9 protein-coding genes are annotated in these 12702 nt (G+C 66.8%); 7 read left to right on the forward strand and 2 right to left on the reverse strand.

What is annotated here, in order from left to right; all coding sequences use genetic code 11:
* Positions 1 to 40: 40 nt before the first annotated feature.
* A complete protein-coding gene (gene valS / locus QPC17_RS02835) occupies positions 41 to 2671 on the reverse strand; it encodes a valine--tRNA ligase (RefSeq protein ID WP_062611975.1) in 2631 nt (876 codons plus the stop codon).
* Positions 2672 to 2752: 81 nt separating this feature from the next.
* On the opposite strand from valS, the gene QPC17_RS02840 reads away from it, so the two are divergent.
* A complete protein-coding gene (locus QPC17_RS02840) occupies positions 2753 to 3286 on the forward strand; it encodes a coenzyme F420-0:L-glutamate ligase (protein ID WP_062611978.1) in 534 nt (177 codons plus the stop codon).
* A gap of 18 nt (positions 3287 to 3304) precedes the next feature.
* Here the strand turns inward: QPC17_RS02840 and proC are convergent, their stop codons facing one another.
* Positions 3305 to 4105: a pyrroline-5-carboxylate reductase gene (gene proC / locus QPC17_RS02845; RefSeq protein WP_276786696.1), complete on the reverse strand. Its 801-nt coding sequence runs from the start codon at positions 4103 to 4105 to the stop codon at positions 3305 to 3307.
* Between the two features lie 108 nt (positions 4106 to 4213).
* Between proC and QPC17_RS02850 the strand changes: the two genes are divergently transcribed.
* From QPC17_RS02850 to QPC17_RS02875, 6 genes are all read left to right on the forward strand, one after another.
* Entirely contained in the window at positions 4214 to 5299 is a 1086-nt protein-coding gene (locus QPC17_RS02850; protein WP_285347446.1) for an alpha/beta hydrolase, read from the forward strand.
* Positions 5300 to 5309: 10 nt separating this feature from the next.
* Complete coding sequence (locus QPC17_RS02855) at positions 5310 to 5579, forward strand: hypothetical protein (protein ID WP_062611981.1); 270 nt, start codon at positions 5310 to 5312, stop codon at positions 5577 to 5579.
* Between the two features lie 87 nt (positions 5580 to 5666).
* Entirely contained in the window at positions 5667 to 6401 is a 735-nt protein-coding gene (locus QPC17_RS02860; protein WP_236698622.1) for an SDR family NAD(P)-dependent oxidoreductase, read from the forward strand.
* 347 nt (positions 6402 to 6748) lie between these two features.
* On the forward strand, positions 6749 to 9949 hold the full coding sequence (ileS, locus tag QPC17_RS02865) for an isoleucine--tRNA ligase (protein ID WP_101923397.1): 3201 nt from the start codon (positions 6749 to 6751) through the stop codon (positions 9947 to 9949).
* Positions 9946 to 11484, forward strand: coding sequence for a bifunctional folylpolyglutamate synthase/dihydrofolate synthase (locus tag QPC17_RS02870; protein ID WP_070448275.1), 1539 nt, complete (start codon positions 9946 to 9948; stop codon positions 11482 to 11484). Before ileS ends, QPC17_RS02870 begins: the two co-directional genes overlap by 4 nt.
* 56 nt (positions 11485 to 11540) lie before the next feature.
* A complete protein-coding gene (locus QPC17_RS02875; RefSeq protein ID WP_062611988.1) occupies positions 11541 to 12689 on the forward strand; it encodes an AAA family ATPase in 1149 nt (382 codons plus the stop codon).
* Positions 12690 to 12702 lie beyond the last annotated feature (13 nt).

Below are 12702 nucleotides of genomic sequence, written 5' to 3' on the forward strand. Positions count from 1 at the left end.
TCAGGCTTACCCAGCCATGATATCCGCCACTAGGGTCGTGTTAGGCGACAAATTCGAAGGAGGTCACCTCCGGTTCAGCCACGTCGGCCTCGATGATGGTCAGATCGCCTTTCACATGCGCGGCTGCGACCAGCTCGGCGCGCACCAGTTCCACCGACTCGGCCGTGCCCGCAGGGATCTGGAGCGTGACGGCGGCGAATGCCGTGCGCTGGGAAACCTTCTGCTCGGACTTAACCTTGCGCAGCGCGGCGAGCGCGGAACCTGCCAGGCCTACGAGCTCCGGATTGCCCTCGGCCGCGAGCGCCTCGGGTGTGGGCCAGGAGGCGCGATGGACAGAACCCTCGCGGTACCAGGACCACACCTCTTCCGTGGCGTAGGGCAGTACCGGGGCCAGCAGGCGCAGGAACGTGTCGACCGTCAAATTGAGCGCCACACGCGCCGAACGCACCCGGTTGGCCTGCTCGGCATCCGCGTAGGCGCCGTCGCGATCGTAGGCGCGATCCTTCACGAGCTCCAGGTAGTCATCGCAGAACGTCCAGAAGCAGGTCTCGGTCAGCTCCAGGGCCCGCGTGTGGTCGTAGGACTCGAGCGCGGCGGTGGCCCGCTCGACGACGCCGGAAACCATCGCCAGCATCGCGCGGTCGAGCGGCTCGATGACGGCGGAAAGGTCGAGGTCAACGGTGCCCTCGCCGCCCATGCCAAGCGCGAACTTCGAGGCATTGAGGACCTTCATTGCCAGGCGGCGGCCGATCTTCATCTGCTGCTCGTCGAACGCCGCGTCGGTGCCGAGGCGGGCGGAGGCCGCCCAGTAGCGCACCGCGTCCGAGCCGTGCGACTCCAGTAGGCCCATCGGGGTGACCACATTGCCCTTCGACTTCGACATCTTCTTCCGGTCCGGATCGAGGATCCAGCCCGAGATCGCCGCGTGCTTCCACGGCAGGCCGCCGAACTCAAGGTGGGCGCGCACCACCGTGGAAAACAGCCACGTGCGGATGATGTCCTGGCCCTGCGGGCGCAGGTCCATCGGGTAGACCTGGCTAAACAGCTTCTCGTCCGTCAGCCAGCCGCCCGCCACTTGCGGCGACATCGAGGAGGTGGCCCACGTGTCCATGATGTCCACCTCGCCCACGAAGCCGCCCGGCTCCCCGCGCTGGGACTCGTCGAATCCTGGGGGAGTGTCCGACGACGGGTCGACCGGGAGCATGTCCTCGGTGGGAAGCAGAACCGAATCATAGTCGACGTCGCCCGCCTCGCTTACCCGGTACCACACGGGAAGCGGCACGCCGAAGAAACGTTGGCGGGAAATTAGCCAGTCGGTGTTGAGGCCCTCCACCCAGTTGTTGTAGCGCACCTTCATGAAGTCGGGGTGGAAGTGCAGCTGCTCGCCGCGCTCGAGCAGGTTCTCGCGCAGCTCCTTGCCGTTCGCATCCTCGTAGGACCGGCCGCCGTTGCGGATATACCACTGGCGGGAGGGGACAATCTCTAGCGGTTTGTCGCCCTTCTCGAAGAAGTTCGTCATGCGGGTGGTGGGCTTGGGCTCGCCGATCATCTCGCCCGTCTCGGCAAGCTTCTCCACCAAAACTTTGCGGGCGGTGAATGTGGTGGCGCCCGCCATCGCCGCGAAGACCTCGCGGCCCTGGCCCGTGGTGATCCACCCCGGGGTCTCGCGCACGAGCCGCCCGTCCTTGCCGAGCACCGTGCGCATCGGCAGGCCCAGCTCGCGCCACCACTGCACGTCGGTCAGGTCGCCGAACGTACAGCACATGACGATGCCCGAACCCTTGTCAATCTCCGCCATCGGGTGGGGCAGGATCGGCACCTCCACACCGAAAACCGGGGTGGTCGCCGTCTTGCCAAACAAGTGCTGGTAGCGCTCGTCGTCGGGATGGGCGATGATGGCCACGCACGCGGGCAACAGCTCGGGGCGGGTGGTCTCGATCGTCACGTCCCCGTCCGGCGTATGGAACTGCAACGAATGGTAGGCGCCAGGGTACTCGCGCGCCTCCAGCTCTGCCTGGGCCACCGCGGTTTGGAACGTGACGTCCCACAGGCCCGGTGCCTGCGCCTGGTAGGCCTCCCCGCGCTGGACGTTGCGGATGAAGGCGGCCTGCGCCACCTTCTGGGCCTTCATGCCGATCGTCTGGTAGTTCTGCTTCCAATCCACCGACAGGCCCAGGTAACGCCACAGCGCCTCGAACTGCTTCTCGTCATCCTCGGTCAGCTTCCAGCACAGCTCAATGAAGTTGCGCCGCGAGATCGGCTTCTGGTCCGCGTACTTGATCGACTTGCCGTCCCCGCCGTCGTGCGGGGGCACGAAGCCCTCCTCGTACGGCAACGACGGATCGCAACGCACGCCGTAATAGTTCTGTACGCGGCGCTCGGTGGGCAGGCCGTTGTCGTCCCAGCCCATCGGGTAGAACACGTTCATGCCGCGCATGCGCTTGTAGCGGGCGAGCACGTCCGTGTGCGTGTAAGAAAAGACGTGACCCACGTGCAGCGAGCCCGATACCGTGGGCGGCGGGGTGTCGATCGAGTAGACCGCCTCCCGGGTGGTCTCCGTGTCAAAGGAGTACGTGCCCTCCTCGTCCCAGGCCTTGCCCCAACGGCTTTCGAGGCCGTCCAAGCTCGCCTTGGCCGGCACGTGGGCGGATGTGCGCAGTGTTTCAGTCATGTCCACATTCTTTCACGATCGACAAGGCCCGGTCACGTTCGGCGGTGTGAGGTTAGGCGGCGGGAACGCTATAGTTCGGGCATGACTTCACTGCAGGCCGTGGCCGTGCCCGGTATCCCGACTCTCACCAGCGGCGACGACGTCGCCGCCGTCATCGCGCCCCACCTGGCGGCGCTGACGTGGCCTGATGCCTCCGTTGGCCTGCGCGGGGACGACATCGTGGTGATCGCCGGCAAGATCGTGGCCAAAGCCCAGGGACGCTGGCACCGGGCGGGCGAGGATCCCGACGGCTTCCGCACCCGCGCCGGCATCCCCGATCAGCTCGGGCTCAAGGCGCCGGTCGACGTCAAGCGCGAGGCGGGCCAGATCCGTCGCGGGCTCGCCGCGCGCTTCGGTGGGCGCCCGGGCGTCATCATCTCCGGCTCGGGCAGGAGCTGCGAGCCGGGCAGGGGCGTGCTCGATATCGCCCTCGCCGCCGCCGGCATCGACGCGAAGCGACAAGGTGGGGAGGCAGTCATCGACGCCGTGGCCGCGGCCGCAGGGGTGATGATCGCGCCGGACTGCCCGGTCGTCGTCGTGCGCGGGGTGGCCGACGTGCTGACGTGGGAGGACTAGCCGGAAAAGTCCGGGGCGCTAGGCCTGGCCGAGCTCGCGGTCGCGGGCGATGGCGGCGTTGACGGCGTCAATGACGGCCGGGGTAAAGCCCGAGGCCTCCATGGCGATCAGGCCCGCGATCGTGGTGCCGCCCGGGGAGGTGACCTGGTCGCGCAACTCGGAGGGCGTGTGCGTGCCGAGCTGGTCGAGCACGAGGTGCGCCGAGCCGAGCACCGCCTGGGCCGCGATCCGCCGCGCCTCATCCAGGCGCATGCCCGCCGCGAGAGCGCCGCGGGCGAGGGCGTCGATGTAGGTGTACGTCCAGGCCGGCGAGCACCCGGCGATGGCGGAGAACGCGGCGAAGTCCTTCTCGGCGATGCGGACGGTGAGGCCCACGGCGGCGAAGATCTTCTCGACCTGGGCTAGCTGGGCCTCGCTCACGCCCTCGCCCGCACACAGCGCGCTCATCCCGGCACCGATCTGGCTGTTAACATTCGGCATCACGCGGACGATGGGGGAGCCGGCCGGGGCGTGGGCGGCGAGCGTGTCCAGGCTCAGGCCCGCGGCCACCGACACAATGACCTTGCCCGCGGGCTCGCCCAGCTCGGCCAGGACGCCGGGGACCATGTGGGGCTTGACGGCGAGGATCACCGTGTCGGCGCCCTCGTAGACCTCGCGCGCAGTGGCAGCGAAACACGCCCCGGTCTCGGCGGCCTGAGCGCGCCCCGCCTTCGCGTTCGCGCGGGTGAAAATCACATTTTCTGCTTCGACGACGCCGGCGGTGAGCACCCCGCGCAAAATCGCCCCGCCCATGTTGCCAGTTCCAATAAATCCGAGCATAAAAACCTCCCGTTCCTCCCTCGCAGATTACTACGGATAGCCGTCGCCGGCAGGGCACCGACCTACGGGTTGACACCGGTGAGAATCGGCGGGATTAATCTGTATGTTATGAATCTTCTCAACGGCTGGGTTGTGCTCGGTATCGCCGCCCTCGCCATCATCCTTGGTGGGCTTGGTTTCGCCCTCATCTCCCGCCCCGGAACCGGCGCGGTTCGCGCGGTTGGGCGGGCGGCCACGGTCGTCGTCGTGCAACTGTGCGTCCTTGTCACGTTCGCTGCCGCCATCAACTACCAGTTCGGCTTCTTCCGCAACGTGTCGGAGGTAGCGGGGTTCGTCAGCGGCCAGTCCGCCAAGGGCAAGGTAGAGCCCGTGGCGCCCGAGCCGAGCGCCACCGAACCCACGACCGACCCGCGCTACGTGCTGTCCTGGCAGGATTCCTCCGACCCGGGGATGGTCGCCGCGGAGATGACGGGCCCCGAATCGGCGGTCACCGCTGAGATGCGCGCCTGGGTGCCGCGCGGCTACCCGGAGCCCGGCGTAAAATACAACGTCATGCTCCTCCTGCCCGGCACGCCCGGCAATGCCTCGGCCATCGCGCCCGCGATCGGCGCCCCCGAAGAACTGCAGCGGGCCATTGACGCCGGCGAGATCGCGCCCACTCTCCTCATCACCTCGGATATGAATTTCGGGGGCAGGGTCGCTACCTGCGCGGACGTCGCCGGCGGGGACAAGGCGGAGACATGGTACGCAAGGGACCTGCCCGCCGCGATCCGGGCCAACTTCAATGTCACCGACGACGCGAACGGCTGGAGCGTGGTCGGGCCGTCGATGGGTGCGTATTGCGCCGCGAGGATGGGGATCCTTCACCCGGAGGTGTATGGGAGCGCCGTGTGGCTGCACGGGATCGATCGCCCGCTGCCGGATTCCTTCCCCACCACGCTCGGGGTGGTCGACAGCCAGCGCTTGTCCGAACTCATCAAGGACGTGCCCCGGCAGGGCAACCTCATGTTCGTCTCCTCCACCGAGGATCCCGGTACCGCCGAGGACGCCCAAGCCGTGGTCGACGCCGCGCCCGACCCGTCCAAGATCTACCACCACGCCCTCACACGCGGCGGGCACGGCTGGGCCGTGTGGGTGACCGAGTTTCCCGACGTCGTGGCCTGGCTGGCAAGCGTTCAGCACGGAACAAAGTAAGGAGAATGCTGTGTGGGGACCCGGAACGCCCTTTGGGCTCACCAGTCTCAAACTGCTGGCCGTGGTGATCGCGGTGGGGCTCGCGTGCCTCGTCTACCTCCTGTGGCGGCTGAACCGGAGTGAGCGGCCGCGGCGCCGGGCCAGGGTGCTCGACGCCGTGCTCTACACCGGCGCAACCGTGCTGCCGGTGCTGGCCCTCTTCATGCTGGGCAACCGGCTCGGCGGCTTCTACACCTCGTTCGCCGAGCTCGCGGACCAGATCGGGCAGCTTGCGGGGTAGGTGAGTCGAGGCCGGCCGAGCCAACTCCAACTGCCAGCCGGCGAGGCACCCATGCGCGGTAGGCTGGAGGTGAGGGAAGGAGCTCACATGACAACAGCGCTGGTGACGGGAGCCTCGTCGGGAATTGGAGCCGCGGCCGTGCGCGCGTTCGCCAAGGACGGGGTGCGTGTCATTGCTACCGCGCGCCGCGAGGACCGGCTGCGCACCCTGGCCGAGGAGACCGGCTGCGAGTACCTGGTGGCGGACCTGCTGGCCGACGGCGTGGACGTGATCGGGCGCTACCTGGCCGCCCACGGCCCGGTGGACGTGCTTATCAACAATGCTGGGGGAGCGCTCGGCACCGATCCGGTGGCCGAGGGCAATCTCGACGAGTGGCAGCGCATGTACGAGCTCAACGTGCTGGCGAGCCTCAAGGTCACCCAGCTGGTGCTGCCCCACATGAAGGAAAACGGCGGCACCCTGCTGTACATCACCTCCACCGCCGCGCACGGCACCTACCCGGGCGGCGCGGGGTACACCGCCGCCAAGCACGCCGAGCGCATGATCCCGGCTACCTTGCGTCTGGAGCTGGTGGGCAAGCCGGTCCGGATCATCGAGATCGCGCCCGGCATGGTCCACACCGAGGAGTTCTCCCTCAATCGCTACCACGGCGACCAGGCCGCCGCCGACAAGGTGTACGAGGGCGTGGACAAGCCGTTGACCGCGGAGGATGTGGCTGAGGCGATTCGCTGGTCGGTCAGCCTCCCGGCGCACGTCAACGTCGATTCCATGATCATCCGCCCACTCGCGCAGGCCTCGAATACGGTGGTCGCGCGCTCGTAGGGCAGTTGTCGCCGTCGTCGGCCGCACCGCCCGAACGCGGCCAAGATCACGTCCGCCCCTCAAGCGTGACATGGCGCCCTGCGGGGGCTCGCGGATATTATTGGTCGTGGCTTTGATCCGGCTATCACCGGGGAGCTTCCGGAAGAACGGCCGCTGGCTAAGCTGCCCGATTGGCGCAGCTGGCCGAGTGGCTCAGTAGAACCGGACGGGTGGACCCGTCATCGTCTCCAATAAGCGGCGTAGCGTGGCTACGCAAGCGAGGTGGTACCGCGGCGCAAGTCGCCCTCGCCGATAACTTCCAGAAGAACTGGGGCGCGTCGGCGGACGCGGCCCACGTGAGGAGAGAAATGACCAGCCGAAAGTACCCCCTGCATCGCGACGGCGACGCCGTGGCCTCCCCGAATTTCCCGCAGCTTGAGGAAGACATCCTCGCCTACTGGGAGAAGGATGACACGTTCCAGGCCTCGATCGATCAGCGTACGGGGGACGAATTCGTCTTCTATGATGGCCCGCCGTTCGCCAACGGCCTGCCGCACTATGGCCACCTCCTCACGGGCTACGTCAAGGACGTCATCGCCCGCTACCAGACCCAGCAGGGTAAGCGCGTGGACCGCGAGTTCGGCTGGGACACCCACGGGCTACCCGCCGAACTGGAGGCGGAGAAGGTGCTCGGGATCGAGGACAAGTCCGAGATCGAGACGATGGGCATCGAGAAGTTCAATGACGCCTGCCGCACCTCGGTGCTGACCTACACCAAGGAGTGGAAGGAGTACGTCACCCGCCAGGCGCGCTGGGTGGACTTCGACAACGGTTACAAGACGCTCGACCCCACGTTCATGGAGTCGGTGATCTGGTCGTTTAAGACGCTGTGGGACAAGGGCTTGGTCTACGAGGGTTACCGCGTGCTGCCGTACTGCTGGAATGACCAGACCCCGCTGTCGAACCATGAGCTGAAGATGGACGACGACGTCTACCAGGACCGCCAGGATCAGACGGTGACGGTGGGCTTGCGCCTCGAGTCGGGCGAGCTGGCCCTCATTTGGACGACGACGCCGTGGACCCTCCCGTCCAACCTGGCGATCGCGGTGGGCCCGCAGATCGACTACGTGACCGTGCGTCCCGCGGATGGCCCGCTGGCTGGCCAGGACGTGCTGCTGGCAAAGGCGCGCCTTCGAGCCTATGCCAAGGAGCTGGGCGAGGATCCGCAGGTGGTGGCCGAGTACAAGGGCTCCGACCTGCAGGGCAAGAAGTACTACCCGATCTTCGACTACTACACGCGCGAGGATGAGAAGCCGGGCCCGAACGCCTGGCAGATCCGCACCGCTGAGTACGTCTCCACTGAGGACGGTACGGGCCTGGTTCACATCGCCCCCTACGGTGAGGACGACATGTTCGTGCTCGCTGAGGCGGACATCAAGGTGATCGAGACCGTAGACACGGCGGGCAAGTTCTTCCCCAACATCACGGACTACGCCGGGGTCAATGTGTTCGAGGCCAACCGCCCGATCATGAATGACCTGCGCGACGGCACGGGCTCCCAGGAGCGCATCCCGGCCGAGCGCCGCTCGGTGCTGGTGCGCGAGCAGTCCTACGTGCACTCCTACCCGCACTGCTGGCGCTGCCGCAAGCCCCTCATCTACAAGCCCGTGACCTCCTGGTTCGTTGCCGTCACCCAGTTTCGCGACCGCATGGTGGAGCTCAACCAGCAGATCACGTGGCAGCCGGAGCACATCAAGGACGGAATCTTCGGCAACTGGCTGGCCGGCGCCCGCGACTGGTCGATCTCCCGCAACCGCTACTGGGGCACCCCGATCCCGGTGTGGAAGTCGGATGATCCGGCCTACCCGCGCATCGACGTCTACGGATCATTCGCCGAGCTCGAAGCCGACTTTGACCGCCTGCCGGTGGGCCCGGACGGGGAGCCGAACCTGCACCGGCCCTACATTGACGAGCTGACCCGCCCCAACCCGGACGACCCGACGGGCAAGTCCACGATGCGCCGCATCCCGGACATCCTCGACGTCTGGTTCGATTCGGGTTCGATGCCGTATGCCCAGAAACATTACCCGTTCGAAAATCAGGACTGGTTCGAGTCCCACTTCCCGGGCGACTTCATCGTCGAATACATCGGCCAGACCCGCGGCTGGTTCTACGTCATGCATGTGCTGTCTACGGCCCTGTTCGACCGCCCGGCCTTCACCTCCTGCATCTCGCACGGCATCGTGCTGGGCAACGACGGGCGCAAGGCCTCCAAGTCGCTACGCAACTACCCGGACCCGATGGAGATGTACGACCAGTACGGTTCGGACGCCGTGCGCTGGATGCTCATGAGCTCCCCGGTGCTGCGCGGCGGCAACCTGGTGGTCAACGAGGAGAGCATCCGTGAGGCGATGCGCCACGTCATCCTCCCGCTGTGGAACACGTGGTACTTCTTCGCTCTCTACGCGGGCACGTGCAACAAGGGCGAGGGCTACGTGGCGTCGCCGATCGACGTCGACGACGCCGAGGCGCTCGCGAGCCTGGACGTCATGGACCGCTACCTCCTTTCGCGTACGAAGCTGCTGGCCGACGCCGTCAAGACCGACCTCGACGGGCTGGACATCCCGGCGGCAACGCAGGAGGTGCGCGGGTTCATTGACCTGCTGACGAATTGGTACGTGCGCACGTCCCGCGACCGCTTCTGGAACGAGGACGAGGGCGCCTTCGATACGCTCTACACCGCGCTTGAGACTCTCATGCGGGTCTCGGCCCCACTCCTGCCGCTGGTGGCGGAGGAGATTTGGCGCGGGCTGACGGGCGGGCGTTCGGTCCACATGACCGACTGGCCCACGTGGCCCGAGCACGTCGTCGATGCGGATCTGGTGAAGGTCATGGACGAGGTGCGCGACGTCGTCTCGCACGCCCACTCGCTACGCAAGGCCCACTCGCTGCGCGTGCGCCAGCCGCTGCGCTCCCTGACCGTGGTCACCGGCCTGGACCTGGCCCCGTTCGCCTCGCTCATCGCCTCCGAGGTCAACGTCAAGGAGGTCAAGATCCAGACGGCGGAGGAGTCCGGGCTGGAGGTGCGCAAGGAGCTGACGGTGCTGCCGCGCGAGCTGGAACCCGCCGTGCGTCGTCACACGTCTGCCCTGTTCAAGGCGGCGCGCGAGGGCGCGTGGGAGCTGGAGGGTGACCGCGCCCGCATGCTCATCGACCCGGTCATTGTGCTCGAGCCCGGCCAGTTTGAGGCGACCACGGCCGTGGAGGCGGCCGAGGGCTCGGTGGCCGAGGTGCTGGATTCGGGCGCGTTCGTCGTGCTCGACACGGTGCTTGATCCGGATCTGGAGGCGGAGGGCTACGCGCGCGACGTCGTGCGCGCGGTCCAGGACCAGCGCAAGGCCGACGGCTTGCACGTGGCTGACCGCATCCGCCTCACCCTGCGCGTTCCTGATGAGCGGGTGGCCGCGGTCGAGGCCAACCTCGACATGATCACCGCCGAGACCCTGGCCCTCGAGGCGAGCGTGTCCGGCGGCGCCGACACCATCGATGTGAACGTGGAGAAGCTATGAGCGAATCGCGTTTCGACGAGGGCCCGGACCCGCTGACCGGTCAGGAGGCGGGCGACGAGCTCGACGCCGACCTCGAGGCTGTCCTGCGCTCGCGGCTGGTGGTGGGCCCGGACCCGTCCGTGCTCGACGACGTCGTGGCCGCCCCCGCACCCGACCCCACCGAGCAGCTGGCCGACCAGGTAGAGCTGGAGCGCCAGGTCGCGGAGATCTACGCCCAGATCGTGGCCCGCGCCCCGGAGCACAAGGTACAGCCTTCGATCCAGCGCGTGGCCGACTGCCTGGACATGATGGGTAACCCGCAGCGGTCCTTCCGCGCGGTCCACATCACCGGCACGAACGGCAAGACGTCCACGGCCCGCATGATCGAGTCGCTCCTGCGCGAGCGCGGGCTTCGCACGGGCCGCTTCACCTCCCCGCACCTGAACTCGGTGCGTGAGCGCATCAGCATCGACGGCCAGGCCATTTCGCCCGCCGCTTTCATTCAGGCGTGGGAGGACGTGGCCCCGTTCGTGGCGTGGGTGGATGAGAAGTCCGCCGCTGAGGGCGGCCCGCGGATGTCGTTCTTCGAGGTGTTCACGGTGATGGCATATGCCGCGTTCGCGGACGCGCCGGTCGACGTCGCCGTCGTCGAGGTGGGCATGGGTGGCAAGTGGGACGCCACGAACGTCATCGACGCGGAGGTGGCCGTGCTCATGACGGTCGCCCGCGACCACGAAAAATGGCTCGGCTACGAACTGACCGACATCGCCACTGAGAAGCTTGGCATCCTCAAGCCGGGCGCCACCCTCATCAGCGCCCGCCAGGACCCCGAGGTACTTGACCTCGTTCACGACGCCGTCCGGGCCAATCGCGCCGAGTACGTCCAGTACGGCCAGAACCTGCAGGTGCTTGACCGGGAGAGCGCGGTGGGCGGGCAGATCATCACGGTTCGCACTCCGGCCGGTGTGTATGAGGACGTGCCGCTCGCAATGTTTGGCGACTACCAGGCCAGCAACGCGGCCATGGCGATCGCGGCGGCCGAGGCCCTGTTCGGCGGGGGAGCGTGGAGCGGGGACGTGGTGGAGCACGCGCTCATGGCCACGCACTCGCCGGGGCGCATGGAGGTGGTGCGCAAGTCGCCGCTCGTGCTGGTCGACGCCGCACACAACCCCGCTGGCGTGGAGGCGACAGTGGGGGCGCTCGAGGAGAACTTCCCCGGCACGCGCGTCCTCGTGTTCGCCGCGATGGCGGACAAGGACGTGGAGGGCATCCTGTCGGTTGCTGAGCCGCACTTCTCCTCGGTGGTGGTGACCGCGCTGGATTCGGAGCGGGCGATGCCGATCGACGAGACCGCCGAGCTTGCGCGCGAGGTCTTCGGCGAGGACCGCGTGGCCGTGGAACCGAACCTGGACACGGCGATCGTGTACGCCGCCGACGTGGCCGAAAGCGCCGACGTCGAGGAGCTCACCACCCCGCACGTGGTGGTCATGGGATCGATCGTGCTGGCCGCCAATGCGCGCGCGGTCATGGGCCGGCCGAAGGTGGATGGCTCCTAGGAATGCGCCGGCCGTCCGTATACGATGGGAGGAAACGGACGGCCCTGGGAGGGAAAATGCGCCTGACGAAACTGCAGGTCAAGAACTGGAGGAATTTCCACGAGATTGACTTCCGCCTGGGGCAGCGCCTCATTATCGTCGGTGCGAACGCCACCGGCAAGTCAAACCTCCTGGATGTCTTCCGCTTCCTGCGTGACATCGCAAGCCCCCAGGGCGGCCTGAGCTCCGCGATTGAGAACCGTGGCGGTTTGAGTACGATCCGCAATCTCAACGCGCGCAACTTCAATAACGGGCACGTTGAAATCCTCGTGGTCATGGATGACGGCGGCGAGGAATGGACCTACAATCTTGCGATCAGCCGGGAGTCCTCGGGCCTGCGCCGGCCGACCGTTGCGAAGGAAGTGGTGACGCGAGCGGGCGAGACTATCCTTTCGCGCCCCAACGCGGCCGACAACGCCGATCCGGTCCTGCTCACTCAGACCCACCTGGAGCAGATCGCGAGCAACACGAAGTTCCGGGACGTGGCGAGGTTCTTCGAAGGGATTCGCTACTCGCATCCCTCCCCGCAGAGCATTCGTCACTCCAGTCCCACCCGGACATCGAGTGACGCCGTGGGGAACGGGCTCATTGCGGAGATCAACGCCACGCAGGAGCGCACTCGGCTGGCTCGCCTGAAGCGCATCCAAGCGGCGCTTCAGACGGCGGTGCCGAACTTTGAATCGCTGAAGCTGGAGATCGACAAGGCCGGGCACCCACACCTGGTCGCGGCCTTCAAGAACTGGCGAAAGAATCCGGCGAACCAGCTCGAAACTGAGTTTTCCGACGGCACGTTGCGGCTCATCGCACTACTCTGGGCAGTGCTTTCCCAGCCTCGATCCGAGGGGATCTTGCTGCTGGAGGAGCCCGAGATCTCGCTTAACCGTGAGATCATTCAGCAACTCCCGTCGATGATCGCCTCCGTCCAGCGTGGCAAGGACATGCAGGTGGTCATGACCTCTCACTCGCCCGACCTGCTCGACGATGAGGGCGTTGCCAGCGAGGAGATCTTGGTACTCACGCGCGGAGACGAGAACACGCAGGCTAGTCTGCTATCGGAGTGTTCGCCGGAGTCAGATTTCGTCGATACCGGAGTGCTGAAGTCCGAGGCCATCTCCAATCTCATCAACCCTCGCATCGGTACCGGTCTTGTCCAAGCGATGCAGTGATGGCCGCGCGTGT

The sequence above is a fragment of the Trueperella bernardiae genome (genome assembly GCF_030246965.1).
Taxonomy (GTDB): Bacteria; Actinomycetota; Actinomycetes; order Actinomycetales; family Actinomycetaceae; genus Trueperella; species Trueperella bernardiae.

What these genes read in the sequence shown, in the direction of transcription:
- QPC17_RS02840 (WP_062611978.1), top strand. Translation starts at nt 2,753, where the DNA reads ATGACTTCACTGCAGGCCGTGGCCGTGCCCGGTATCCCGACTCTCACC.
- valS (WP_062611975.1), bottom strand. Translation starts at nt 2,671, where the DNA reads ATGACTGAAACACTGCGCACATCCGCCCACGTGCCGGCCAAGGCGAGC.
- proC (WP_276786696.1), bottom strand. Translation starts at nt 4,105, where the DNA reads ATGCTCGGATTTATTGGAACTGGCAACATGGGCGGGGCGATTTTGCGC.
- QPC17_RS02860 (WP_236698622.1), top strand. Translation starts at nt 5,667, where the DNA reads ATGACAACAGCGCTGGTGACGGGAGCCTCGTCGGGAATTGGAGCCGCG.
- ileS (WP_101923397.1), top strand. Translation starts at nt 6,749, where the DNA reads ATGACCAGCCGAAAGTACCCCCTGCATCGCGACGGCGACGCCGTGGCC.
- QPC17_RS02850 (WP_285347446.1), top strand. Translation starts at nt 4,214, where the DNA reads ATGAATCTTCTCAACGGCTGGGTTGTGCTCGGTATCGCCGCCCTCGCC.
- QPC17_RS02870 (WP_070448275.1), top strand. Translation starts at nt 9,946, where the DNA reads ATGAGCGAATCGCGTTTCGACGAGGGCCCGGACCCGCTGACCGGTCAG.
- QPC17_RS02875 (WP_062611988.1), top strand. Translation starts at nt 11,541, where the DNA reads ATGCGCCTGACGAAACTGCAGGTCAAGAACTGGAGGAATTTCCACGAG.